Here is a 23,981-nt window from a genome sequence, read left to right as displayed (position 1 = left end):
TTGCTTGGCGTCCGTCTGGTTCAGCGCGCCAGTATCAGACTGACGTTGCTGCCGCCGAACGCAAACGAGTTGCTCATCACGTATTGCGCGCCGTCGCGCGGAATGCGCCGCTCGTCATGTACGAGATCGAGCGTGGGCAATGCCGGGTCCGCTTCGCCATCCCATTGATGACGCGGCAACGCGACGTCATCGCGCGCCAGCGTGAGCCACGCGAAGCCCAGTTCCGTCGCGCCCGCCGCCCCGAGTTGATGCCCGGTGAGCGGCTTCGTGCCACTCACGGGCACACCGTCCGCGAATACGCGCGACATCAGATGCGCTTCCATGTCGTCGTTCTTGCGCGTGGCCGTCGCGTGCAGATTCACATACGCAATCGCCGACGATTCAACGCCCGCGTCCTTCAGCGCCGCGCGCAACGCAAGCTCGCCACCCACGCCTTGCGGATCCGGCGCGGATACGTGGTGCGCATCGCTCGATTCACCTGCGCCAGCAAGACGCACTTGCGCTTCGTCGCGCGTCATCAGGAAGACGGTTGCGCCCTCACCGACGTTGATGCCGTTGCGGTTGCGGCTCATCGGATTGGTGCGCGTGACGCTCGTCGACTCGAGCGACGCGAAGCCCTGCACCGTCAGCTCGCACAGCGTATCGACGCCGCCGACGATCATCGCGTCGCATATACCCAGTTGCAGTAAACGGCGGGCGGACACGAATGCTTTAGCGCTCGACGTGCAAGCCGTCGAAATCGTGAACGCCGGCCCCTGCACGTTCAGCGCGGCGGCCGCGAACGGCGCAGCCGTGCCGATCTCCATCTGCCGGTAGTTGAAGTCGTCGGGCAATTCGCCCGCTTGCGCCTGATGAACGAACGCGACTTCCGCGGCATCTATGCCCGACGTGCTCGTACCGAGCACGATGCCGATGCGATGCGAGCCGTAACGCTCACGCGCCGCCTCGATCACGGGGCGGATCTGTTCGAGCGCCGCCAGCAACATGCGGTTGTTGCGGCAATCGAAGCGCTTGAGCGCGGCGGGCGGCGCGATGTCGAGCGGCGTCGACACGCGGCCGACGTACGCATCGCCGATGCCCGTATGCATCAGCCCCATGCCGGGCGATTGCGCGGCGTTCAGCGCGGGCACGATCGAATCGACATCGCCGCCGAGCGCATTGACCATGCCGAGCGCATGCAGATAAACGGGTGGCAACGTCATGCGACTCTCCTTGTTGCAGACGGCATGCCGATCGGTGCAAGCAGCACCGATACGAGAATGCCGAGCGCCAGCGTGGCGCCAAAACTTTTCAATGCAGGCATTGCGCTTAAAGCCAGCATGCCGAACGACAGCAGCGTGGTCGCCGCCGACAGCAGCACGCCCGTCCATACTGCGCCGAGATCGGCGTAATCGCGCAGACACCCTTCGCGCAGAAATACCGCATAGTTTGCGCCGACGCCAAGCACCAGCATCAGCGCGAGGCAGTTGAACAGATTGAGCGGCACGCGCGCGTAGCCGAACGCCGCGAGCGTCACGCCGATCGCGAGCAGGACGGGCAGCGTCGTCGCGATGCCGCCGCGCGGCCTGTAGCGCACCATCAGCAAAACCAGCACGAGCGCGAGCGCGCCGGCGAGCCAGATGCCGCTGTCGACGCGATACGCACCGAACAGCTTTGACACGCTCGCGGCCTTGTCGACGAATGCGGCGCCTTCTACCGAATGCGCGGTATTAATCAGCGTGGCGACGTTTTGCGGCGTCACGCGCTGCGGAATCACGATGGCTGCATAGCCATGCTCGCCGCGCGCATCGACGGCACCGAGCCACAGATGACGATACGGCTGCGACCACGGCGCGGCGAGCCAACGCTCGACCGTGAGCGGCGCTGCATTCGACTTCGCGTAAGAGGCGAGCCACGCGTCGGCGACTTCGTCGCGAAAGCCCGCTTGCAGCAGCATCGAACGCAGCGCAGTCGGATCATTGAATACGTGTTTTGCAAGCACGGTGCGCGCATCGGCCTGGCGTTGCGCCGACGGCACGAACTGCGTGACCGACTGCCAACCGTTCACGGACTGCGCGCCGCTCAACGCATCGAGTTTCGCGCCGAGCGCTTCAGCGCGCTGCAAGACGACTTCCTGCGACACGCCGCGCACGACGAAGAACTGCGCGGTGTTATCGACGCCAATCGCGTTGCGCACCTGATCTTCCTGCGCGACGAGCGCGGGATCGCGCTGGATCAGCAAATGAATATCGTCGTCGCTCGTGAGGCGCAGCCAGCCGGGAATCGACACGATCACGAGCAGACCCGCGACGATCCACGCGCGCCGTCCGCCTATGGTTGCATGCCAGCGCATGAGCAGCGTCGCCGCGCGCAGGAACAGACGCCGCTGCGCATGCTTCGGCCCCTTGACGAGCAGCACCGGCAGCAGCCACAGCACCGACGCAAACGCCGTGCAGATGCCGACGATCGCAAAGCAGGCGATCTGCTTGAGCGCCGGAAACGGCACCCACGCGAGGATCGCGTAGCCGAGCAGGCTCGTCGCCAGCGCGACGCTCAACGCCGGCCGAACCGAGCGTGCGCCTTGCTGCGCGTTCCAGCCACGCTGTGCGCCGAGATAGACGACGAAGTATTGAATCGAATAATCGACGGCTTCGCCGATCAGACTCGCACCGAACACGAGCGTCAGCAGATGCAGCTTGCCGAAGACGAGCATCGTGACGGCAAGCGCGCAAACGATGCCGAGCGTCGTCGATACGAAACCGAACAGCAGCAGGCGCGGCGAACGGAATACCCACAGCATCAGCAGCGCGATGCCGCATGCGGACGCGATGCCGATCAGATGCACTTCGCGTTCGGACGCGCTGCGCGCCGATTCCGCGTAAAACATAGCACCCGTACGCGCGACGCTGGCATCGGGATAGCGCGATTTCAACGACGCTTCCGCTTGTGCAGCCGCCGACAACACCGCGCGCTGCGTCTGCGATTCATACGCGGAACCTGGCAGCGTCGTGACCACCAGCACACTCGTGTTGTCGCCGCGATGCGCGACGAGCATGTTGTCTTCGAGATCGAGATTCGATGTCGCGAGCGGCAAGCCGCTCAGAAAATGTTCGAGCCAGCCGAATGGATCGTCGGCGAGTTGGGTAGCAAGCGGGCCGCGTACAGGGTTGTAGATGCGCTGCATCAGCGCGTCGTGCAGCGAGGCCGTGTTGTTCGCGATGGCGTCGCGGTCGTCGCGCGTCAACAGACCGAAGCGATACGGCATATACAGGCCGCCGATCTGCGACATGTCGAACGGCGGCAACTCCGCCGTCACCGATGCGAACGCACCGCTTTTCTGCAGCGCTGCGCCGAACTGTTTCGCAGCGGCTTTCGCGCGTTCATCGTCCTTGTCAGTGATAAGAAAAACCGTGCGATCGCCGAGCGCGTTGGCGAGCGTATCGACGGCTTTTTCAGCGACGGGGTCGGCTTCCGTCGCGGGCAGCAGCGCGAGCAGATTCGTCTCCAGCGGCGACGGCCCCATAAAACGCATCACGCAGTACAGCGACGCGACGAGCGCGAGCACGAGCCATGCGGCCCGGATGCCCCACAACTGCGTCTTCGTCCACTGTCGCGCCATCAGCATCATTGTGCTCCTAGCAGCGTGCGCTCGTTGGGCGCGAGCTCGCTGATCGCTTCGCTCTTCGCGAACTCGATCTGCGTGACGTCGCCGTTAGCCAGCGTGATGCGCAGCGTTTGCAGGAATTCGCCGCCCGTCATCTGCAAGCCTTTGATCGACTGCGCAAGTTGCGGCTGGTTCGGTTTGAGTTCCAGCTTCCATTGCGAAGGCGTGCCCTGCGCGTCCACGTCGAATTGCGAATACAGCGCCGACAGATCGCCGCCGAGCATCGCGCGCATCATCTTCGACACTTGCGCGACGCCGCGCACGCCTTGCGCACTCTTCGTATTGATACGCTTGCCGTTTGCATCGACTTCGGTGACGCCCGCGTCGGAAATCACATACGTCGCCTTGTAGGGCGTATCGACGCGCCAGATCACGCCGCGCTCGCGGGAGAACACCAGCGTGCCGGTGCTCACCAAAGGCTGCTTCATTGCAGAGAGCGTCTGCGTTTGCGTGAACTGCGCGCGTACGCCTTTGGCCTGCGCGAGACGCGAGGCGACTTGCGACACGAGCGCCGCGTTGCCGTTCTGCGTCTGAGACTGGCTCTGCGTCGCAGCTTGCGCCGTCGCAAAAGGACTCAGCGCCACGCCAGCAAGCAACGCAGTCGCCAACGCAACGCGAACGGTCAGCGTGCCCATGCGCGCTCCAGTTTTTCGAACACGACGGGCGGCGACACGAACTGCGTTTCCTGCGTAGCGGCTTCGATCGCGACCTGGATCGTGTAGCCCTTCGTCAAACGCGTACCCGTCGCGCAATCGACGATTTCATAGCCTATTTTCAGGCGGTTTTCGTATTCGAGCAGTTCCGTGCGCACGTCGATTTTCTGACCGTACGTGGCGGGCCGGACATACTTCAGATGCGCCTCGACGATCGGCCACAGATAACCCGACGCCTGCATCTCACGATAGTCATAGTCGAACGCGCGCAACAGCGCGGCGCGACCGATCTCGAAGTACTTCAGATAATGGCCATGCCAGCACACGTTCATCGCATCGACATCATGAAACGGCACCTCGACGATCGCGCTCGCCTTCAGCGTCTGGTGCGGAACACGCTCATTCATGATGTGCGCCTCCTTCAACCAGTGCGCAATCGGCGATACGCGCGGTCAACGCGCGCAGATCGCTTTCGAGCGCGCGGTCTTCATCGACGAAAGGCGACAGCGCGGCGACTTCCTGCGCGAACGCGTGCAGCGGTTGCGGCACGAGCGTCGCTTCGTTGATGCGCATACGCAGTTTGAGCGCCTGCACGGTGGCGAGCGTATGCGCGGCCGCGACCTGCTCCGTCAGTTCGAGCACGCGCAGGCAGTCGCGCGCGGCGATCGTGCCCATGCTGACCTTGTCCTGATTGTGCGCTTCCGTCGAACGCGAGAACACGCTCGCGGGCATCGTGTGCTTGAGCGCTTCCGCCGTCCATGCCGACGACGAAATCTGCACGGCCTTGAAGCCGTGATTGATCGGCGCGCGCGCCGAGGTCGCACCCGACAGGTTGCGCGGCAAGCCATTGTTGAACTTGTCGTCGACGATCAGCGCAAGCTGACGATCCATCAGATCGGCGAGATTGGCGACGGCGGTTTTCAACGCGTCCATCGCGAACGCAATGTGGCCGCCGTAGAAGTTGCCGCCGTGCAGCACGCGTTCGCCGTCCGGGTCGATCAGCGGATTGTCGTTCGCACTGTTCAGTTCGTTCTCGACGTCGCGGCGCACCCACGACAGCGCATCGACCGCCACGCCGATCACATGCGGCGCGCAACGGATCGAATAACGATCTTGCAAGCGATGGCCCGGCGTATCGTCGCGGCCCGCGAGGTCCGCACGAATCCATGCGGCGGCTTCCGCCTGCCCTGCGTGCGGCTTCGCCTCGAAGATCATGGCGTCGAAGTGCGCGGCGCGGCCATCGAGTGCAATCGTCGAGAGCGCCGTCAGACGCGCGGCAAGGCGCGCGAGATGTTCGGCGCGCGCGAATGCGAGACATGCAAGGCCCGTCATCACTGCCGTGCCGTTCATCAGCGCGAGACCTTCCTTCGGCGCGAGGGTCAACGGCGTGTGGCCGAGTTGCGCCCACACGCCTGCGGCGTCGCGCAACGTGCCGTCGAACATCACGTCGCGTTCGCCGACGAGCGCCGCTGCCACATACGACAGCGGCGTCAGATCGCCGCTCGCGCCGACCGATCCTTCCGACGGAATGCGAGGCAGCACGCGATGATTGATCAGATCCGCGAGACGTTCGAGCAGCACCGGGCGCACGCCCGAAAAACCATACGCAAGCGAGTTCAGACGTGCCGCGATCACGGCAAGCGCCTGTGCATCGTCGAGATACGCGCCCATGCCGCAGCCGTGATAGCGCGTCAGTTGCAGCGGCAACGCTTCGACGAGTTCCATCGGCACATCGACGACGCATGCGTCGCCATAGCCTGTGTTCACGCCGTACACCGTTTCGCCCGCCGCGAGATGACGCCGCAGAAAATCCGCGCCGCGCTGGATGCGCGAGCGCCACGCCGGGTCGCCGCTCAGCGCGACGTTCGCGCGCCCTTTCGCAATCGCGACGACCTCTTCGATCGACAGCCTGCGACCGCCGATCACCACCGCGCGCGGCTTTGCCGTACGCATGGCGTGGGCATCGTCGATCAGATCATGTTCCGACATTCGCGTCTCCGTGTGGGATGCCACCCGTTATCGTTTTTCGGGGACGCGCCCAGAAATCGAAAAAATTGAACCATTGATAAGGCGCCTTGCGGCAATAGTGTTCGAGGCGCGACGCGTAGCGCTGCGCCCATGCCGCGATATGCTGCGCGCGTTCGCGGCGCGGCAGGTCGATACGCTCGGCGAACGGCTCGAAATACAGGCGATAGCGTTCGCGATTGCGCTCGTCGCGCTCTTTCAGGCAGAAGAACAGATACACCGGGCAACCGAGCGCATGCGCGAGCACATACGGCCCCTGCGCAAATGGCGCCGTGGCGCCGAGAAATTGCGCGTCGGTCGTGCGGCCCGAATCGTGCGCAGGCACGCGGTCGCCGACGATCACCAGCAACTCGCCCGCGTCGATGCGCTCCTGCATCATCATCGACGTTTCCGGCCCGAAGTCGCTGACCTGTACGAGACGTTTCGCGAACTCGCTGTTCGACGTCGCAAGCACGCTGTTAAAGCGCTTCGCATGCTCGGTGTAGACGATGGCCGTGACTTTCGCGTGGCCGCCGTTTGCCGCAAGCGCGCGCGTCATTTCGAGGTTGCCCAGATGCGCGCCGATCACGAGCGCGCCTCGGCCGCTTGCGACGAGCGCATCGAACGCGGACGAATCGTCGAAGATCACGTCGTTCGAATCGATGCGGCCCGACCACGCGGCGAGTTTGTCGAGACCCGATTGCGCGAACGCCAGCATCTGACGGTATGCAGAGCGCCAGCCTGGACGCGGCGTGGGTTCGCCTTGCGCGGCCTGCTCCAGATGCGCGAAGTAAGTGCGCGACGCGGAGCGTGCATCGCGTCCCGTCAACAGAAAATACCCGACGATGGGATGCAGCCACAGCGCGGTAAAGCGCATGCCGAACAGCTTGCAACTGAGCGCAAGCAGCGTCATGCCAAGGCGGCTGCCGCGCTCGGCCATGCGCCACCACTTCGCGTTGTCGTTGCCCGCCGAAGCAACCGACGATTTACGCGGCATGAACTTGTGCGCAAGCAGCATCGGCGAACGCAGCAGCATCCCGCACACGAGCCGCGTATGGCTCGCGCTGATGCGCACGTTGTCCCACAGCACATCGAAGTGCGACACGCCATCCGTCGCATAGACGACGCGCGTCGGAATCGCGCGGAACGCGAGACGCCGCCAATAGAGACGCACGAGAATCTCGATGTCGAAGTCCATGCGCGTCGGCAACTGCACGCTGTCGATCAGCGCACATGCGGCGTCGAGCGGATACAGGCGAAAGCCGCACATCGAATCGCGGATCGTGAACGACAGTGTTTCGATCCACACCCACACGTGCGTCAGATAGCGGCCATAGAGGCGCGACTTCGGCACGCTCTCGTCGTACACAGGGCGGCCGAGAATCACCGCGCCCGGTTCGGCGCGCGCGGCGGCGAGAAAGAGCGGCACGTCGTTCGCGTCGTGCTGGCCGTCGGCGTCGATCTGCAAGGCGTGCGTGTAGCCCGCCCGCTTCGCCGCGCGCAGCCCCGCCATCACGGCTGCGCCCTTGCCGCCGTTGACGGGCAGGCGCAGCAGCGTCATCTGTTCGCGATGCTGGCAGGCGAGCTTCGCGAGCACCGCTTGCGTCGCATCATCGCTGCCGTCGTCGACGACGAAAATCGGCAGGCCGTGCACGATCAGACGTTCGACCGTGCCACCGATCGCATCCTTGTGGTTGTAGATCGGAATGACGATGCACGCGTTGAAACCTGCGTCGCTCATACGCGCTCCCGATACACGATCACACCCGACGAACTGTCGCGACCTTCGATGCGGTACGCGAACTGCACGCGCCGCCGTGCGGCATCGTGCGAGAGCTTCAGGTCGAGCACGGCGCCGGGCATCACGGGTGCGGTGAACTTCAGGCGATCGACGGATTCGATATCGCGCACACCTGTCACGTGCGTCGCAGCCAGGCGAATCGCCCAGTCGAGTTGCACGACGCCGGGCAGAATCGGCAAGCCGGGAAAGTGGCCTTCGAAGTGGACCAGCGTGGGCGGTACGCGCAGTTCGTAATGCACGTCGTCGCCGCTGCGCGCTTCGGACAGCACTTCGAAGCCTTCCATGCGCGGCTCGAACGCAGCCGCGACGGCGGCGACGGGCAGCTTGCCGCGTGCGTCGAACGGCAGCGCGATGCGAAAGCGCCAGTGACGCGGCAGCACGACCACATCGAAATACGCGGCGAGATGGCGGCGCAAGGTCTTCGCGAGCGCAACGCGTCCGTCATTGCGCAGCGCCGCGCTGCCGGCATCGTTGAGCGCGACCACAGCGCCGACGCGTTCGCGCGACGAACCCGCAAGCGGCACGACAGCGGCCTGCGCGACATACGGATGCAACGCGAGCCGCGCTTCGACTTCGGGCAGCGACACGCGCTTGCCGTCGAGCTTGATCACGCGGTCGAGGCGCCCTTGCAGACGGAAGCGGCCATCGTCGTCGAACGCGATGGCGTCGTCGGTACGATGCCAGTCGTCGTGGCCGAGATGCGGCGAGCGCACGTTCAGCGCGCCGTCTTCGCCACGCCGCACGTCGACGCCGTTCAGCGGCCGCCAGGCAGACGTCTCGTTCTGACGACGCCACGCAATGCCGCCCGTTTCCGTGCTGCCGTAGATTTCGATCGGCGCAGCGCCGAAGGCGGTCGCGTATTCATCAGCCGCTTCAGCCGACAACGGTCCGCCCGAAGAAAAGAATGCGCGCGGTACAGGCGCCAGCGCTGCAAAGCCCGGCAACGCTGGCCAGCGCGACAGTTGCGCGGGTGTCGACACGACGACGGTCGCGCCACATTGCTCGATGCGCGATTGCACATGCTGCGGTTCGATGCACACGGCGCGGTCGAACGCGCGCCCTGCCGAGAGCGGCCACATCACTCGGAACAGCAGGCCATAGATGTGATGATGCGGAACGCTCGCGAGCACCGTCGCATCGCCGAGCAGTTCGCCCCACTCGCGCTCCAGCGTGTGCACTTCGGCGTTGAACTGCGCGAGTGTCTTGTGAATCGGCTTGGGTGTGCCGCTGCTGCCCGATGTGTAGAGCGTGAGCGGCGCGTCGGCGTCGATCTTTAACTCCGCTACGACAGACACACGCGTCGCGGCATACGCGCGCACGCCTGCGTCCGTCAGCACGGCATCGTATGCATCGGCGAGATCGGCGAGATAGCCGGGTGTGGCGTTCGCCGGAATCACGGGCGTCTTGCCGCACGCGAAGAGCGCAAACAATGCACACGCGAAGTCGAACGGATCGTCAATGCACAGCGCGTAGCGACGCGCTTGCGCTTCGCGCAGTTGCAGCGCGATCGCGAATACGCGCGCGCGGAACGCGGCGAAATCGATGGTCTGGCTGGCTTCGTCGTCGCGGCACACGGGCACGTGTCCCGCACGATCGCACGACAGCAGATCGTGCAGCGCGATCATGCCGCCTCCGAACGCCGCACGCGCGGCATGATCACGAGATAACGCCACGCGATTTCGCCGACCAGCAACAAGCCCACGAGGCCATACGCAATCGCGCCGTTATAAAGCGACCACGCTTCGCGCGGCCAGTACAGCGCGGTGTAAAGCGAGAACACGCCGTTGGCGAGGAAGAACGCACACCAGATCTGTGTCACGCGGCGCGTATGGCGGATCGCCGGCTCGCTCAGATTGGGCGTGCCAATGCGCGCGAATTTTTCGATCATCGTCGGGCCGCGCACGAGCGTGGCGCCGAACGCGATCAGCAGGCCGAGATTGACCAGCGAAGGATAAATGCGCAACAACAGTTCGCTATTGGTCCACACGATGGCCGCCGATGCGACGCTCAACATGAACGCAACCGCCCAGTCGACGCGCGTGAGCCTGCGCAGCGACGCGCCGAACGCGCCCGTGCCCGCGCAACGCTGCAGCCACAGCAGCGCGAACAGCAGGCAACCGACGAAGCGCGGTGCGTCCCAGAACCACGCGCAGAGAATCACAGCGGGATACGCGAGCTTGGCAATCACACCGAGCGCGAAGCCCGCCCAGCTGCGCGGACGCTCGCCGTCTGCAACAGGCGTTGCGGCTTGCGTTGCGTCAGGCGTCTGACCTTCGTCCGATGCGCCAGGCGCGTGCGAACGTTGCGCGTGCATCAGCCCTGCGCCGCAAGCAGCGATTCGACGGCAACGATCACGTCGCCGACCGTACGCACCGACTTGAACTCCTCCGGCTTGATCCGGCGGCCCGTCATCTCCTGCAGCTTGATCGCGAGATCGACGGCGTCGATGCTGTCCAGATCGAGTTCTTCGAACAGGTGCGCTTCGGGCGTCACGCGTTCGGGCTCGATCGCGAAGTTCTCTTTGAAGATGGCGCGGATGCGCTCAAGGATCTCGGTGTCGGTCACGGTCATTCCCCTTTCTTTGTGGTGTCGCCCGATTCATGCGCAAGCTCGCGCTGGCTCGCCACCAGCGCTGCAAGCGTATTGATCGAGCGGAAGTGCTCTCGCGTGCGTTCGTCGTTCGCCGCGATCGTCAGTTGATAGTGTTTGCGCAACACGATGCCGATCTCGAGTGCATCGATCGAATCGAGGCCGACGCCGTCGGTGTCGAACAACGGTGCATCGTCGTCGATATCGGCGGGCGTCAGGTCTTCCAGATCGAGTGCTTCGATCAGAAGCTGTTTGATTTCAAGCTTTAAAGAATCCATAGTCGAACAGGTGCTGTGTAATGTGTGCTTCGATGGCGCTCGTCACCGTGCGGGCGGCCAGCGCGGGCGGTTCGTCATGTGCCGCGAACGCATCCGCGCCAAGTGGCTCGAGCACGTTGACGCGCATGCGGAACGCGCGCTCTGGCACGTTGTACCAGCGCATGCCTTTAGTGAAGGCAGGCGGATCGCAGTCCATCAGGACGGGCAGAATTGGCGCACCGGACTTGAGCGCCATGTGCGCGAAACCGCGCGAGAAAGCATGCATCCGGTTGCGCGCCGGGCTGCGCGTGCCTTCCGGAAAGATGATCATGGTGTAGCCGCGTTGAAGCTGACGCGCGCCGGCTTCGACGAGTTCGAGCGGGTCGGCATTGCTCACGTATTCAGCCGCGCGCACCACGCCCCAGAAAAACGGATTGCCCCAGTGCGCGCTCTTGACCACGCAGCAGGCGCGCGGCGTCAGCGACAGCAGCACCATTACGTCGAGCCATGTCGGATGGTTCGCCACGACGATGGCCGGATCACTGGTCTTGCGACGCAGCGCGGCAACGCCGTGCGCATCCAGTTCCATCACGCCGACCCATTGCAGTACGGCAACGAGCGCGCGGAAAAATGCGTGAATGATGGCCGTGATGGCCAGTTGTTTTGTCGCGCGATGCGGCCACAGCCAGGCGAGCGGAAACAGGATCAGCGAAAAGCCGAGTCCGCAGATGCCGAACACCGTGAACGCGAGCGCCGTCGCCACGAGGCGCCAATGGTAGTCAAGCCACGCCTTCATCCCAGCTCCATTCCCAGACCGCCGATTCGCCGCGCCACTGCGCAGCCGTGCGCGTGTCGAGGCAGTGATGTACAGCCTGACTCTGGGTTGCAAAGAGAGTGCCTGATGCTTCAGGCGTGGCGTCGCTGCCTGCCGGGATGGCCGTGCGCGAGCAGGACAGGCGGCCCATGGGCGTTTCGTCGAGCAGGATGGCCAGCGCGCCGCCCTGCACTTCTTCTTCGATCGTGCCGTAGGCCGGATCGGCCGGTTCGTCGGCGTAGACGAGCAGCACGGGCGTGGAAGTATCAGTGGCGTATTGCGCGTGCGCTTCGAGCAATGCGTAGCCGAGCGTTTCCGCACCCGCCGACAGCGCGCTCGCCGCCGTGCGGTCGCCGCGTGAAATACCGAACACGCCCGTCATCGCGTTGAGCACGGAAAGACTGAAGGACGTGGGCGAAACCGGCTCGCCAGCACTGATGTTGCGCAGGATGTCGGTAGTACGGCGCAGCTCGCCGTGGCGCGAAGCGAACACGATCCGCACGCTGGGCCGGTCGGCGGCGCAGTCGTGCGCGACTTTCAGCGCGACGCGCGACAGCGTGCTCAGGCGACGCCGCACCATCGGCTCGATAAAGCCAATGTCGGGTGCGACGGCTGCGACGGCAGGCCAGGAAGACCAGCGAGCAACCGGAATGGTCCAGTGCAGATCGGGCATATCGGTGGTGTTCGCGCGTGAAGGCTGCTGACGCCAGAGGCGCGCTCGCCTTCTACAGCACGTAAGCGCGCTACTCGGAGCGAGGCGCGACGCCAGTTCGGTGAGTCCACTTTTATTTTAAGGAGTCACCCAAATAACGGCACGCAGCGGTGATTATTTAGGGGCGGGACGCCAAAACGGGCTGTCGTCTGGTCATTACCTCGGCCGCCCGAAATGATACAGAGCATTCTGGCCGAAATCAGCCAGAAAAGACGTATCCATCTGTATCCGTCTCTTGCACGCGACGAAAGCCTTCGCCAGCCTTGTCAGGCCCGTCCAGACAGGCTTTGGCCGGCTTTGCAGCGCCTGCGCCACATGCCTGCAACAGCCGTTTGTTACTACCCTTAAACCGTTGGAAACACACGACGAATTCGTTAAAAATCGAGAATCGGGCACCGTTTTGCAACGACCTGCTGCAGGAGCGTGAAAACCAAACGTAAGTCACGCGATATGTAGGCTTTTGCGCAAGCCAGCGTGCTATACTCCGCCGCTCATTGGGGAGTAGCCGCCCCGCTTCATGCCCGCGCAACGGCCCACGGCCGGCGAGCGTAGCGCGCGTGATTCGCGGGGGCGCCTGTCAACAGACTTGGCCAGATCGGCCATGGCAGACGCAGCCTCTGGCCTGGCGAGACCGATGATCCATCACCGCCGCTTTAGGGCCCGGCGCGTTGTGGGTCGTCGCTCGCACACATCTCGGCCCGGGGATTCATCACATCGTGGAACAAGCCTTTCTGATCTCGACCGGCGCCGTCGCGCTCGCTGAAATTGGCGACAAGACGCAACTGCTGTCGCTCGTCCTCGCTGCGCGCTACCGCAAGCCGCTGCCTATCATTCTCGGCGTGCTCGTCGCGACGCTCGTCAATCACGCTGGCGCGGGCGCGCTCGGTGCGTGGCTCGGCACGCTCGTCACGCCGACCGTGATGCGCTGGGCGCTGGCGGCGTCGTTCATCGGCATGGGCTTGTGGATTCTCGTGCCCGACAAACTCGACGACGAAGAAGCCAATACCAGCCGCACGCACTTCGGCGTGTTCGGCGCAACCGTGGTGACTTTCTTCCTCGCCGAAATGGGCGACAAGACGCAGATCGCGACCGTGGCGCTGGCCGCGCACTTCCACGATTTCTTCGGCGTCGTCGCGGGCACGACGCTCGGCATGATGATCGCGAACGTGCCGGCCATCCTGCTCGGCGACCGCTTCGCGCACAAGCTGCCGACCAAACTCGTGCACGGTATCGCCGCGGTGATGTTCGTGGTGCTCGGCGCGCTCGCGTTGATGGGCGTCGGCGTCTGAGCGTCCGTCAGGACATTTGACAATCGCTGGCGCAATGAAAAACGGCCGCATCGTTCACACGATGCGGCCGTTTTTTCACTGTAAAAGCGCGCTTACTGAACCGTCTTCGCCCCCGAAGCCGGCACGGGCGGTGCGGCGTTGCCCGCCGCCACTTCGTTCGAGATCGCGCCCTTTCCGTCGACGGGCAGCTTCACCGTACGGACGATACCGTTACCCATCGGGAAATCGGACATCGCGCTGCGCGCCAGATACGGCATCGCGGCAACCAGCGACGACTGCTCGTCCGTATTGCGCGCCGTTACGTTGTACATCTCCTTGCCCGTCGCGCGATCCGTGATACGGATGCCGAGCAGATGCGTGAACACCGGATAGCTCTGGTTCACGTAGCCGCCCGAATACGGGCCCCACGGACCCCAAGGTCCCCACGGATCGAACGGGCGGCCCCAGTAGTAAGGACCCGGCCACGCGCTGTAGTAATAGACGGGCTGCGCGACCGTCACGGTATCCGAGCGCATGCCGTAGGCGAGCGCCACCAGATAATGCGCTTCGCGCTCGTCGGTCTGGCGGAATGAATGCAGCGCGAGTTCGTTCGCGACGACCTGCTCGTAAGTGGCCTGCTCGAGACTGTTCTTCTGCTCGGGCGTACGCGAAAACGCATACGTGCGCGTCGCGTCGCTGCCGCTCCAGTCCGAGAAAGCCGTGACCTGCGTCGTCACATAGGTCGTGCAGCCAGCCAGCAATGTAGCAAGCGCCGCGAATACAAACGCGGCGTGGCGGGTCAATCGGTCGAGCTTCATGGTCGTCCTCGTTGGTATCGTCGCTCGCGCCTGCCGCGCGAGCGGCCCGATAATACGCTGACTGGACAAGACGGTAAAAAGTTCTATCCGCACGATCGGCCGAGGCTGCGTACAATGGTCCGACCACCCGGCGCGGCGTCCCCCAGTCTTCATATAACGCGCCGGTTTCGAGCTTATTCCCGACACGACACCATGGCCGATACCGAAACGCCTCAAGTGATCCGCCGCGCCGACTACGCGCCGCCCGCATTTCTCATCGATACCGTCGAGCTCGAATTCGATCTCGTGCCCGAGCGCACGGTCGTCAGGAATACGATGCGCATTCGCCGCAACCCCGACGCGGTGCGCGCCACGCATCTCGAACTGATGGGCGAGGCGCTGGAATTCGTCGAAGCATCGATCGACGGCAAGCCGTATGCCAGCGTGCACGCGCACGAGCACGGCCTCACCGTCGACAACGTGCCCGATTCGTTCGAACTGACGCTGACAGGCATCGTCAACGCGGCCGCGAATACGACGCTATCGGGACTGTATGTATCGAGCGGCAACTTCTTTACGCAGTGCGAAGCCGAAGGCTTCCGGCGCATCACCTGGTTCCTCGACCGCCCGGACGTGATGGCCACGTACACCGTGACGCTGCGCGCCGACAAGAGCGCGTACCCGGTGCTGCTGTCTAACGGCAACCTGCTCGAAGAAGGCGATCTGCCCGACGGCCGTCACTTCGCGCGCTGGGAAGATCCGTTCAGGAAGCCGAGCTATCTGTTCGCGCTGGTCGCGGGCAAGCTGGTCGCACTGGAAGAGCGCGTGAAGTCGGGCTCGGGCAAGGAAAAGCTGCTGCAGGTCTGGGTCGAGCCGCACGATCTCGACAAGACCCGTCACGCAATGGATTCGCTGATCCATTCGATCCGCTGGGACGAAGAGCGCTTCGGCCTCGAACTCGATCTGGACCGCTTCATGATCGTCGCCGTGAGCGACTTCAACATGGGCGCGATGGAAAACAAGGGCCTCAATATCTTCAACACGAAGTACGTGCTGGCCAATCCCGAAACCGCGACGGATACCGACTTCTCGAACATCGAGGCTGTCGTCGGGCACGAATACTTCCATAACTGGACGGGCAACCGCGTCACCTGCCGCGACTGGTTCCAGTTGAGCCTGAAGGAAGGGCTCACCGTGTTCCGCGACCAGGAATTTTCCGCGGACATGGCGAGCGGCGGCAGCTCGGGCGAAGACCAGGCGGCGCGCGCGACCAAGCGCATCGAAGACGTGCGCGTGCTGCGTCAGATGCAGTTTGCCGAAGACGCCGGTCCGATGGCGCACCCCGTGCGTCCGGAAAGCTATGTCGAGATCAACAACTTCTACACGATGACCGTGTACGAGAAGGGTTCGGAAGTCGTGCGGATGTATCAGACGCTGTTTGGACGCGAAGGCTTCCGGCGCGGCATGGATCTGTACTTCAAGCGCCATGACGGTCAGGCCGTCACCTGCGACGACTTCCGTCACGCGATGGCCGACGCCAATGGCCGCGACCTCGCGCAGTACGAGCGCTGGTATAGCCAGGCAGGCACGCCGCGCGTCGCCGTCGATACGCACTATGACGCAGCGCAGAAGCGCTACACAGTGAAGCTCACGCAAGGTTATGGCGATGGGTCGGCGGCTGCGCGCGAAACGCAGAAAGGTCCGTTGCTGATTCCGTTCGCGATCGGTCTGATCGGCGAGGAAGGCAACGACCTGCCGCTGCGCCTCGAAGGCGAAGCGTCGGCATCGCCGCACACCACGCGCGTGCTCGAATTCACAGAAAAGGAACAGAGCTTCACGTTCGTCGATGTCGCCGAGAAGCCGCTGCCGTCGCTGCTGCGCAATTTCTCGGCACCCGTCGTGGTCGAGTACGACTACACGGCCGATGAACTCGCGTTCCTGCTCGCACACGACAGCGATCCGTTCAACCGCTGGGAAGCCGGCCAGCGTCTCGCGACGCGCGAACTGCTCACGCTCGCCGAGCATGCGGCAACGGGCAAGGCGCTGGAACTGGACGATACCGTCGTCGCCGCGTTCGGCCGCGTGCTGACCGACGAAACGCTGTCGCCAGCGTTCCGCGAACTCGCGCTGATGCTGCCTTCGGAGGCATATCTCGCCGAGCAGATGGACGAGTCCAATCCCGCCGCCGTGCACAGCGCGCGCCAGTTCGTGCGCAAGCGTCTGGCGTCGGCGCTGAAGGGCGACTGGCTCACGATCTACGAACGGCATCAGACGCCGGGCGCCTACGAGCCGACGCCCGAGGCTGGCGGCCATCGCGCGCTGAAGAACCTGGCGCTCGCCTATCTCGCCGAACTCGACGATCCCGCCGACGCCGTGCGTCTCGCGAAAGCACAGTACGACGCGGCTAACAACATGACGGATCGCGCGTCGGCGCTCGCTGCGTTGCTGACGGCGGCAGCGTCGAACGGCGGTGCGGCGGCGGCTGAGGCGCTCGATGACTTCTATCGCCGCTTCGAAAACGAGCCGCTCGTGATCGACAAGTGGTTCGCGCTGCAGGCAATGCAGCGCGGCGCGAAGCAGCGGCCTGTGATCGAAATCGTGCGCAAGCTGATGGCGCATCCCGCGTTCACGCTGAAGAACCCGAACCGCGCCCGCTCGCTGATCTTCAGCTTCTGCTCGGCGAATCCGGCGCAGTTCCACGCACAGGACGGCTCGGGCTATGCGTTCTGGGCCGACCAGGTGATCGCGCTCGATGCGCTCAACCCGCAGGTTGCAGCGCGCCTTGCTCGCGCACTGGAACTGTGGCGCCGCTTCACGCCGGCACTGCGCGACCAGATGCGCGCGGCGCTGGAAAAGGTCGCCGCGCAGGCGAAATCGCGCGATGTGCGCGAGATCGTGGAGAAGGCGCTGGCCTGATTTTCAGGCCGTTTCGCTGTATGGAAAAGCCGGCACTTTTGCCGGCTTTTTTTCGTCCGTCTGGCGGCTCGCCGTTCTTCCTATGCGGTTGCGCCAACTGGTCGCGATTCGGCCGATTTTTTAAAGTCACGGAACCCGCACATCGAAAGGTTAAAATCAGGAAATTCCCAAGCCTCTCCGGAGTACTGCAATGTCTTTGCAACGTCGTACCACTCTCACGAAGTACCTGATCGAGCAGCAGCGCGAAAACAATAATCTGCCCGCCGATCTGCGCCTGCTGATCGAAGTCGTCGCGCGTGCGTGCAAGGCGATCAGCTATCACGTCAGCAAGGGCGCGCTCGGCGATGCGCTCGGCACGGCCGGCAGCGAGAACGTGCAGGGCGAGGTGCAGAAGAAGCTCGACATCCTGTCGAACGAAATCCTGCTCGAAGCCAACGAATGGGGCGGCAACCTGGCCGGCATGGCATCGGAAGAAATGGAACAGTTCTTCCCGATCCCCGCGAACTACCCGAAGGGCGAATACCTGCTCGTGTTCGATCCGCTCGACGGCTCGTCGAACATCGACGTCAACGTGTCGATCGGCACGATCTTCTCGGTGCTGCGCTGCCCTGACGGCCAGCAGCCGACGGAGCAGTCGTTCCTGCAAAAAGGCACGCAGCAGGTCGCGGCAGGCTATGCGGTCTACGGCCCGCAAACCGTGCTGGTGCTGACCACGGGCAACGGCGTCAACTGCTTCACGCTCGACCGCGAACTCGGCTCGTGGGTGCTCACGCAAAGCGACATGCGCATCCCCGTCGAGACCCGCGAATACGCGATCAATGCGTCGAACCAGCGGCATTGGCTTGAGCCCGTGCAGCAGTACATCGGCGAGTTGAACGCAGGCAAGGACGGCCCGCGCCAGTCGGACTTCAACATGCGCTGGATCGCATCGATGGTCGCCGACGTGCACCGTATCCTGAACCGCGGCGGCATCTTCATGTATCCCGCCGACAAGCGCGATCCGTCCAAGCCCGGCAAGCTGCGCCTGATGTACGAAGCGAATCCGATGGCGTTCATCGTCGAACAGGCGGGCGGCGCGGCGACCAACGGCGAGAAGCGCATCCTCGATATCCAGCCGAAGAGTCTGCATGAGCGCGTCGCAGTGTTCCTCGGCTCAAAGAATGAAGTGGATCGCGTGACCCGCTACCATCTCGAAAAGAAAAGTTAAGAAAAGTACTTGCAACGCTCTAACGAGCATTCTATAATCTTGCTTCTTCGTTGCTGACGAATCAAAACGAAAGCAACAACGGAGCCGGAATAGCTCAGACGGTAGAGCAGCGCATTCGTAATGCGAAGGTCGGGGGTTCGATTCCTCTTTCCGGCACCAGCAGAATCAAGCAAAAAGCCCAGTCCTCGTGACTGGGCTTTTTGTTTTGCGCGACCGCTTGCGTGCGCACCTTGTTCACGTTTTAGAGCGTATCAACGCGCGCCCTCTTCGCTCATCCCAGCACCGTTCTCGCAATCACAGTCCGTTGAATCTCGGACGAGCCTTCGTAAATCCGCAAGATCCGCGCATCGCGCACGTAGCGCTCAAGCGGCATCTCACGCGTGAAGCCGTAGCCGCCGTGCATCTGCAATGCTGCATCGGTGACGAATGCAACCATCTCCGACGCATAGAGCTTCGCCATCGACGCATCCTGCGTGAACGCCTCGCCCGCCGCACGCTTCGCGGCTGCCTGCAACGTCAGCAACCAGGCCGCTTCGAGCCGGGTCTTCATATCGGCGATCGTCCATTGCAAACCCTGACGGGACGACAAGGGCTCGCCGCCCACTCTGCGCTCTTTGAGCCAACCGACCGCCGCCGACAACCCCGCTTCCGCGATACCGATAGCCGTTGCGGCCACATCGAGCCGGCTGTTGTCGAGCACCTTCATCGCCGTGCGAAAACCGCTGCCCTCCGCGCCCAGCCGGTTCGCAGCGGGAACGAAACAGTCGAGCGCCACTTCATGCGCCGGCGCGCCGCGAATGCCCATCAGTTTCTCGGCGGGCGCGACATCGACGCCGGGCGTATGCCGGTCGACGACGAATGCGCTGATGCCGCGCGTGCCCGCTTCGGGATCGGTTTTCGCATACACGACGATGAACCCGGCTGCGTCCGCGTTCGATATGAAATGCTTGACGCCCGTGATCCGGTAGCCGTCGCCTTCACGCGTGGCGCGCGTCGCCATGTCGGCGGGATTCGAGCCGGCGCGCGGCTCGGTCAATGCGAACGCGCCGAGCTTTTTGCCGCTGGCCGCGTCGGGCAGATAGCGGTCACGCAACGCGTCGTCGCCGCCGATCAGGATCGAATCGGTGGCGAGGTAATGCGCGCCGATCATCGATGAAGTCGACGCGCACGCTTTAGCAATCTCGACGAGCGACAGCACGATCGCCACCTGCGATGCATCCACGCCGCCCCACCGCTGCGGCAGGTTCATGCCCATCACGCCGAGTTCGGCGAGTTGCGCGACATAGCGTGCCGTCGAAAGCTCATCGCGATCGACTTGCGCAGCGCGCGGCGCTAGTTCGCCTTGTGCGAAACGCGAGATCGCATCGGCGATTTCGAGGTCGCTGTCTTCGATGCCCAGACGCTTATGCATGATCCCGCTCCTTCGCACGAACGCCGAAAGCACCACGCTCGCGCAATGACGCGATGTCTTCGGCGTCGTAGCCGAGTTGCTGCAACAGCGCATCGGCATGCTCACCTAACGCGGGCGCAGGACTCACACGATTCGCCGCGTAAGCAGAAAATTTCACCGGCTGCGACGGCAGACGCTTCATCTGTCCGCTCGCTCTTCGCACGTCGGTCAACACAGCTCGATGCGCCGCGTGCTCGCTTTCCAGAGCCTGCTGGAGATTACGGATCGGTGCGACTGGAATGCCTGCTTCGCCGAGAACGCGATTGACCTCGTCAACGCTCAACGCCGATGACCACGCTTCGATCACCACACGCAGATCGGCTTCATGCTGGCAACGCAACGCATCGCTCGCAAAGCGCGGATCGTCGGCAAGATGCGGCGCGCCGATTGCATACGCAAATGCCGCAAACAACTTGTTGTTCAGGACCGCGACGACATAGAAACCGTCAGCTGCGCGATACGCGCCGAACGGCGCCGACGACGGATGCCGGTTGCCCACACGGCGCGGCGCGATGCCCGTTGCCGCATAGCGAGCGACGAGCGTCGCGCTCAATCCAAGCGTGGCGTCGAACATCGACACATCGACGTGCGTGCCCTTGCCGCTCTTCTCGCGCGCGAGCAACGCGGCAAGCACGCCCCACGAAGCAAACAGTCCGCTGACCACGTCCGACACCGACTCGCCGATCATCGTCGGCGCACCGTCGGGCGAACCGGTTGCGTCCATCAGTCCGCACATCGCCTGCAGAATGATGTCGTATGCCGGGCGACGCGACTCAGGCCCCGTCTGCCCGAAACCCGACACGCTCGCGTACACGAGCGACGGATTCAACTCACTCAACTGCGCATAGCCGATACCCAGTTTGTCCGCGACACCCGGCCGGAAATTCTCGACGACGACATCGGCATCCGTGCACAACGCGCACGCGAGCTCGCGCCCTGCTTCCGTCTTCAGATCGAGCACGATGCTGCGCTTGTTGCGGTTCATCGCGGCGAACAGACCGCTTTCGCCATCGGCGGCAAACGGGCCAACCGCACGATAGTCGTCGCCCGTCGGCGGCTCGATCTTGATCACATCGGCGCCCAGATCGCCGAGCAGCGCGGCGCAATACGGCCCCGCCAGCACGCGCGAGAAGTCGATCACGCGCAGGCCTTCGAGCGGCAAATTCGAACCTTGCATCGAACGCTCCTTTCGTCAGAGATGCAACGATTCTGGGCGGCGCAGCCTATCAAGTAAAATATGGAATCAAACTAGCACCTATAGGATTTCCTGATGCGTGTCTCGTTGCGGCTTCTGCGTTATTTCACGGCGGCGGCCGAAACAGGCAGCACGACAGCGGCCGCCAGACTGCTGAACGTGTCGCAGCCGTCGATTTCCGTGGCCATTCGCGAACTCGAAGCGCTATTCGACGACACGCTGTTCACCCGCGAATCGGGCGCGAAGATGACCTTGACGCGCTTTGGCACGCGCAAGCTCGCGGAAGCGCATCAATTGCTTAACGCCGCCGCGTCGTTCGAAGCGGATGACAGCGGCGACGCCGCGTCAGGCGAAGTGCAGATCGGCATATTCAGCACGATCGCGCCCATCTATCTGCCCGTGCTGCTGCGCATCGCGCACGCACGCTTCCCGAATCTGTCGATCCGCTTTGTCGAAGGCGACCTGATGCAGCTCGAAGACGCGTTGCGCAGCAGCCGTATCGAACTCGCGCTGATGTACGACGTCGGCCTGCCCGCCGATATCGAACGCGAGTCGCTCGCGGAATTGCGACCCTACGCACTCGTGCCGGCGGAATCGAGGCTCGCAAAGAAAGCGGGCAAGCTGTCGCTGCACGAACTCGCGACAGAGCCACTGATCCTGATCGATCTGCCGCACAGCCGCGAGTTTCTGATGGCGCCATTCTGGCAATGCGGACTCGCGCCCGAAGTGCGCTATCGCGCGACGTCGCTGGAACTGGTGCGCGGGATGGTGGCGAACGGACTTGGCGTATCGCTGCTGATCACGCACGGGGATCAGGCGGCGGTGGCGGGCGCAGTCGAGAAGCCGATCCGCGAAGAAACCATTCGCCAGCCGCTGGTGATCGCGCGGCCCGCGCGCGCGTCGCGCACGAGAGCATCGGAACTCGTCGCGCAATGCATGCGCGACGCGGTCGACCAGGCGCTATCGAAGCGAGCCGGTCGAGCCGCGACCACGCGACGCAAGCCGGTCAGAACCGGCTAACGAAGCCACGCATCGAGTGCGGCAGGCTGCAGCAAGCCGCTCGACGCCTGCCGCGCGCCATGCGCATCGATCAGCAGCGTGCGCGGCATCTCGCCGTGCCAGTTCGGATCGAGCGCGCGCCGCAGCTTTTCCGGGATCGCTTCGGCATTCGCATAGAGCGCCGTTTGCGGCGCAAGCGGCAATGTCGCGAGCACTTGCGACAGCGCTTGCGCATTGTCGTCAATGGGATCCATCGCGATCATCGTCAGGCGCACGCCGCGATGCTTCTTCTGCCATTCGACGATCCGCGCCGTGTTCTCCCGGCAATAGCTGCAGTCTAGCGACCAGATTTCGACGATTTGCGGCTTGCCTTGCGAACCTGCGAGCACTGCATCGACATCGGCGGCGCGCAGCGGCTTGAGATCGGCCGCCTGCGCCTGTGCGGCGGCTAACAGGCACGCCGCGAGCGTCAGCAAGATTCGCTTCATTTATTTGGCCTCCTCGACGGGCACGAGCATGTAGCCGTCGTTCTGCGTACGCCATGACAGATAGATGCGGCCCGCGTCGTCGAGCAGTTGCGGGTTGTCGCTGCCGCCCGCCGTCTGAGCGAGCGTGCGCGGCGCGCTCCAGTGCGCGCCTTCGTCGTCGGAGCGGCGCAGCATCAGGCGCATCGTGTCGCCGTCGAAGGCCTTCCAAGCGAGCCACAGCGTCTTGCCGCGCGCGATCAGCGCCGCGTGCGAGGCCTGCTCGTCCGGCTTGCCGGTATCGCCGAATGCCCACGGCTCGCCGAGCGGCTTGCCATCGGCGGACAGGCGCGAGTAGTAGACGTCCGCGCGTCCGTTGACGACGCTGAACCACGCCATGTGCCGCACGCCGTCCGGCGTGATCGCGAGCGCCGGGCCGTGCTCGGGGCACGCTTCCATGTGCCAGCCGGAGAACGTCGCGCGGATCGGCACGACGGGTTGCTGCGCGCCGGCGGGCAGCACGGCGAGCGCGTGATCGCGGATCTGGCCTTCGAAGACGTTGCGCCACATCGCCTGCACGCGGCCTTCGTTGTCCAACGCCAGCGCGATGCGGCAGCACTCGCACGTGTGATCGGCGACCTTGCGCTCGGGCTGGAAAGTCTCGCCGCCATCCGTCGATACCGCGTAGTAGACGGCCGCGCCGTCATACGGCTTGCCGGCTTTCTTCGCGAGCGTCAGATCGCGCTTGTCGATCCACGTGACGAAAATGCGCCCTTGCCCATCGACGATCAGCGAATCGAAACGATGCGTGATTGGCTGCCGGTCGCCGTGCACCGTGGCGGGCACGCTCCATGTCGCGCCGCCGTCCGTCGAGCGCGAGAAGCGGACCATGCCGGTGTACGGCGCATCGAGCGGCATCGACCACGTGACGTAGATCGTCTTCGCGTCGGGGCTTGCGGCAACCTTCGGACGATTCTCGGCGCTCGTATAGATTGGCTCAGGCATCGCGTTGACGGTGACAGGCGGCGACAGCGTGCGGCCACGATCGTCCGAATGCGCCACCACCACATGCTGGCCTTCGACCCACGCGACCCACAGCCGATGTTTCGCATCGAACGCGGCGCCCGTTGCGAGTGGCGCTTTCGCGGGCTTCGCAGCCGCGCCGGCGCTCATGTTCATGCCGCCTGTTCCGCCTTTGGCGCCTCCCATGTC

At 64.0% G+C, this 23,981-nt stretch carries 21 protein-coding genes, 1 tRNA gene and 1 riboswitch; of the genes, 5 read left to right on the top strand and 17 right to left on the bottom strand.

The features are described from left to right. Window positions 1-20: 20 nt before the first annotated feature. Genes G3O01_RS38675 through G3O01_RS38620 form a run of 12 tightly spaced genes read right to left on the bottom strand, consistent with a single transcriptional unit; the run spans window position 21 to window position 12,434 of the window. The gene (locus G3O01_RS38675) at window positions 21-1,202 is read right to left on the bottom strand and encodes a beta-ketoacyl-[acyl-carrier-protein] synthase family protein (protein ID WP_205812575.1); all 1,182 of its coding nucleotides are present in this window, start codon (window positions 1,200-1,202) and stop codon (window positions 21-23) included. Further along, window positions 1,199-3,604, bottom strand: a complete 2,406-nt coding sequence (locus tag G3O01_RS38670) for an MMPL family transporter (protein ID WP_205812631.1) — start codon at window positions 3,602-3,604, stop codon at window positions 1,199-1,201. The genes G3O01_RS38675 and G3O01_RS38670 overlap by 4 nt, the downstream gene beginning before the upstream one ends. Further along, window positions 3,604-4,278 carry an outer membrane lipoprotein carrier protein LolA gene (locus tag G3O01_RS38665; protein ID WP_205812573.1) on the bottom strand — a complete coding sequence of 225 codons (675 nt, stop codon included), beginning with the start codon at window positions 4,276-4,278 and terminating at the stop codon, window positions 3,604-3,606. The genes G3O01_RS38670 and G3O01_RS38665 overlap by 1 nt, the downstream gene beginning before the upstream one ends. Next, window positions 4,266-4,703, bottom strand: coding sequence for a thioesterase family protein (locus G3O01_RS38660; protein WP_205812566.1), 438 nt, complete (start codon window positions 4,701-4,703; stop codon window positions 4,266-4,268). The genes G3O01_RS38665 and G3O01_RS38660 overlap by 13 nt, the downstream gene beginning before the upstream one ends. Continuing rightward, window positions 4,696-6,285, bottom strand: a complete 1,590-nt coding sequence (locus G3O01_RS38655; protein WP_205812564.1) for an aromatic amino acid ammonia-lyase — start codon at window positions 6,283-6,285, stop codon at window positions 4,696-4,698. Before G3O01_RS38655 ends, G3O01_RS38660 begins: the two co-directional genes overlap by 8 nt. After that, entirely contained in the window at window positions 6,272-8,041 is a 1,770-nt protein-coding gene (locus G3O01_RS38650; RefSeq protein WP_205812562.1) for a glycosyltransferase family 2 protein, read from the bottom strand. Before G3O01_RS38650 ends, G3O01_RS38655 begins: the two co-directional genes overlap by 14 nt. Next, window positions 8,038-9,726 carry an AMP-binding protein gene (locus tag G3O01_RS38645; RefSeq protein ID WP_205812560.1) on the bottom strand — a complete coding sequence of 563 codons (1,689 nt, stop codon included), beginning with the start codon at window positions 9,724-9,726 and terminating at the stop codon, window positions 8,038-8,040. Before G3O01_RS38645 ends, G3O01_RS38650 begins: the two co-directional genes overlap by 4 nt. Then, the gene (locus G3O01_RS38640; RefSeq protein WP_205812558.1) at window positions 9,723-10,415 is read right to left on the bottom strand and encodes a hypothetical protein; all 693 of its coding nucleotides are present in this window, start codon (window positions 10,413-10,415) and stop codon (window positions 9,723-9,725) included. Before G3O01_RS38640 ends, G3O01_RS38645 begins: the two co-directional genes overlap by 4 nt. Then, window positions 10,415-10,666, bottom strand: coding sequence for an acyl carrier protein (locus G3O01_RS38635; RefSeq protein ID WP_028369852.1), 252 nt, complete (start codon window positions 10,664-10,666; stop codon window positions 10,415-10,417). Before G3O01_RS38635 ends, G3O01_RS38640 begins: the two co-directional genes overlap by 1 nt. A 2-nt stretch (window positions 10,667-10,668) precedes the next feature. Then, window positions 10,669-10,968, bottom strand: a complete 300-nt coding sequence (locus tag G3O01_RS38630) for a phosphopantetheine-binding protein (protein ID WP_012400100.1) — start codon at window positions 10,966-10,968, stop codon at window positions 10,669-10,671. Continuing rightward, on the bottom strand, window positions 10,949-11,743 hold the full coding sequence (locus G3O01_RS38625; RefSeq protein ID WP_205812556.1) for a lysophospholipid acyltransferase family protein: 795 nt from the start codon (window positions 11,741-11,743) through the stop codon (window positions 10,949-10,951). The genes G3O01_RS38630 and G3O01_RS38625 overlap by 20 nt, the downstream gene beginning before the upstream one ends. Further along, window positions 11,727-12,434 (bottom strand): beta-ketoacyl synthase chain length factor, encoded by a 708-nt coding sequence (locus G3O01_RS38620; RefSeq protein ID WP_205812554.1) that lies wholly within the window; start codon window positions 12,432-12,434, stop codon window positions 11,727-11,729. The genes G3O01_RS38625 and G3O01_RS38620 overlap by 17 nt, the downstream gene beginning before the upstream one ends. Before the next feature lie 523 nt (window positions 12,435-12,957). Beyond that, window positions 12,958-13,135, top strand: a riboswitch (yybP-ykoY riboswitch). Between the two features lie 54 nt (window positions 13,136-13,189). Here G3O01_RS38620 and G3O01_RS38615 point away from each other — a divergent pair. Next, complete coding sequence (locus G3O01_RS38615; RefSeq protein ID WP_205812553.1) at window positions 13,190-13,762, top strand: TMEM165/GDT1 family protein; 573 nt, start codon at window positions 13,190-13,192, stop codon at window positions 13,760-13,762. Window positions 13,763-13,854: 92 nt separating this feature from the next. Here the strand turns inward: G3O01_RS38615 and G3O01_RS38610 are convergent, their stop codons facing one another. After that, window positions 13,855-14,559: a DUF4136 domain-containing protein gene (locus tag G3O01_RS38610; protein ID WP_205812551.1), complete on the bottom strand. Its 705-nt coding sequence runs from the start codon at window positions 14,557-14,559 to the stop codon at window positions 13,855-13,857. A gap of 192 nt (window positions 14,560-14,751) precedes the next feature. Here G3O01_RS38610 and pepN point away from each other — a divergent pair, with 192 nt between their 5' ends. From pepN to G3O01_RS38595, 3 genes are all read left to right on the top strand, one after another. Beyond that, window positions 14,752-17,454 carry an aminopeptidase N gene (gene pepN / locus G3O01_RS38605; protein ID WP_205812549.1) on the top strand — a complete coding sequence of 901 codons (2,703 nt, stop codon included), beginning with the start codon at window positions 14,752-14,754 and terminating at the stop codon, window positions 17,452-17,454. A gap of 190 nt (window positions 17,455-17,644) precedes the next feature. Further along, entirely contained in the window at window positions 17,645-18,661 is a 1,017-nt protein-coding gene (locus G3O01_RS38600; RefSeq protein ID WP_035989922.1) for a class 1 fructose-bisphosphatase, read from the top strand. An 83-nt stretch (window positions 18,662-18,744) separates the two neighbouring features. Then, window positions 18,745-18,820 (top strand) — tRNA-Thr (locus G3O01_RS38595). A gap of 112 nt (window positions 18,821-18,932) precedes the next feature. Here the strand turns inward: G3O01_RS38595 and G3O01_RS38590 are convergent. After that, the gene (locus G3O01_RS38590; protein WP_205812548.1) at window positions 18,933-20,072 is read right to left on the bottom strand and encodes an acyl-CoA dehydrogenase family protein; all 1,140 of its coding nucleotides are present in this window, start codon (window positions 20,070-20,072) and stop codon (window positions 18,933-18,935) included. After that, on the bottom strand, window positions 20,065-21,288 hold the full coding sequence (locus tag G3O01_RS38585; protein WP_205812547.1) for a CoA transferase: 1,224 nt from the start codon (window positions 21,286-21,288) through the stop codon (window positions 20,065-20,067). Before G3O01_RS38585 ends, G3O01_RS38590 begins: the two co-directional genes overlap by 8 nt. A gap of 93 nt (window positions 21,289-21,381) precedes the next feature. Between G3O01_RS38585 and G3O01_RS38580 the strand changes: the two genes are divergently transcribed. Next, window positions 21,382-22,326: a LysR family transcriptional regulator gene (locus tag G3O01_RS38580; protein ID WP_205812546.1), complete on the top strand. Its 945-nt coding sequence runs from the start codon at window positions 21,382-21,384 to the stop codon at window positions 22,324-22,326. Here G3O01_RS38580 and G3O01_RS38575 read toward each other — a convergent pair. Then, window positions 22,323-22,793, bottom strand: a complete 471-nt coding sequence (locus tag G3O01_RS38575) for a TlpA family protein disulfide reductase (RefSeq protein WP_205812545.1) — start codon at window positions 22,791-22,793, stop codon at window positions 22,323-22,325. The two genes, G3O01_RS38580 and G3O01_RS38575, sit on opposite strands and share 4 nt — an antisense overlap. Next, window positions 22,794-23,948: a glycoside hydrolase gene (locus tag G3O01_RS38570; RefSeq protein ID WP_241024639.1), complete on the bottom strand. Its 1,155-nt coding sequence runs from the start codon at window positions 23,946-23,948 to the stop codon at window positions 22,794-22,796. Window positions 23,949-23,981: the final 33 nt, after the last annotated feature.

The sequence above is a fragment of the Burkholderia sp. Ac-20365 genome, from assembly GCF_017104715.1.
In the GTDB taxonomy this organism is placed as follows: Bacteria; Pseudomonadota; Gammaproteobacteria; order Burkholderiales; family Burkholderiaceae; genus Paraburkholderia.
Note: the sequence above shows the minus strand (reverse complement) of the source record. Positions and strands in the feature narration are given on the sequence as shown.

Excerpts from the sequence above, each read along its gene's own strand:
- G3O01_RS38675 (WP_205812575.1), bottom strand. The coding sequence starts at position 1,202 with ATGACGTTGCCACCCGTTTATCTGCATGCGCTCGGCATGGTCAATGCG.
- G3O01_RS38670 (WP_205812631.1), bottom strand. The coding sequence starts at position 3,604 with ATGCTGATGGCGCGACAGTGGACGAAGACGCAGTTGTGGGGCATCCGG.
- G3O01_RS38665 (WP_205812573.1), bottom strand. The coding sequence starts at position 4,278 with ATGGGCACGCTGACCGTTCGCGTTGCGTTGGCGACTGCGTTGCTTGCT.
- G3O01_RS38660 (WP_205812566.1), bottom strand. The coding sequence starts at position 4,703 with ATGAATGAGCGTGTTCCGCACCAGACGCTGAAGGCGAGCGCGATCGTC.
- G3O01_RS38655 (WP_205812564.1), bottom strand. The coding sequence starts at position 6,285 with ATGTCGGAACATGATCTGATCGACGATGCCCACGCCATGCGTACGGCA.
- G3O01_RS38650 (WP_205812562.1), bottom strand. The coding sequence starts at position 8,041 with ATGAGCGACGCAGGTTTCAACGCGTGCATCGTCATTCCGATCTACAAC.
- G3O01_RS38645 (WP_205812560.1), bottom strand. The coding sequence starts at position 9,726 with ATGATCGCGCTGCACGATCTGCTGTCGTGCGATCGTGCGGGACACGTG.
- G3O01_RS38640 (WP_205812558.1), bottom strand. The coding sequence starts at position 10,415 with ATGCACGCGCAACGTTCGCACGCGCCTGGCGCATCGGACGAAGGTCAG.
- G3O01_RS38630 (WP_012400100.1), bottom strand. The coding sequence starts at position 10,968 with ATGGATTCTTTAAAGCTTGAAATCAAACAGCTTCTGATCGAAGCACTC.
- G3O01_RS38625 (WP_205812556.1), bottom strand. The coding sequence starts at position 11,743 with ATGAAGGCGTGGCTTGACTACCATTGGCGCCTCGTGGCGACGGCGCTC.
- G3O01_RS38620 (WP_205812554.1), bottom strand. The coding sequence starts at position 12,434 with ATGCCCGATCTGCACTGGACCATTCCGGTTGCTCGCTGGTCTTCCTGG.
- G3O01_RS38610 (WP_205812551.1), bottom strand. The coding sequence starts at position 14,559 with ATGAAGCTCGACCGATTGACCCGCCACGCCGCGTTTGTATTCGCGGCG.
- pepN (WP_205812549.1), top strand. The coding sequence starts at position 14,752 with ATGGCCGATACCGAAACGCCTCAAGTGATCCGCCGCGCCGACTACGCG.
- G3O01_RS38600 (WP_035989922.1), top strand. The coding sequence starts at position 17,645 with ATGTCTTTGCAACGTCGTACCACTCTCACGAAGTACCTGATCGAGCAG.
- G3O01_RS38590 (WP_205812548.1), bottom strand. The coding sequence starts at position 20,072 with ATGCATAAGCGTCTGGGCATCGAAGACAGCGACCTCGAAATCGCCGAT.
- G3O01_RS38585 (WP_205812547.1), bottom strand. The coding sequence starts at position 21,288 with ATGCAAGGTTCGAATTTGCCGCTCGAAGGCCTGCGCGTGATCGACTTC.
- G3O01_RS38580 (WP_205812546.1), top strand. The coding sequence starts at position 21,382 with ATGCGTGTCTCGTTGCGGCTTCTGCGTTATTTCACGGCGGCGGCCGAA.
- G3O01_RS38575 (WP_205812545.1), bottom strand. The coding sequence starts at position 22,793 with ATGAAGCGAATCTTGCTGACGCTCGCGGCGTGCCTGTTAGCCGCCGCA.
- G3O01_RS38570 (WP_241024639.1), bottom strand. The coding sequence starts at position 23,948 with ATGAACATGAGCGCCGGCGCGGCTGCGAAGCCCGCGAAAGCGCCACTC.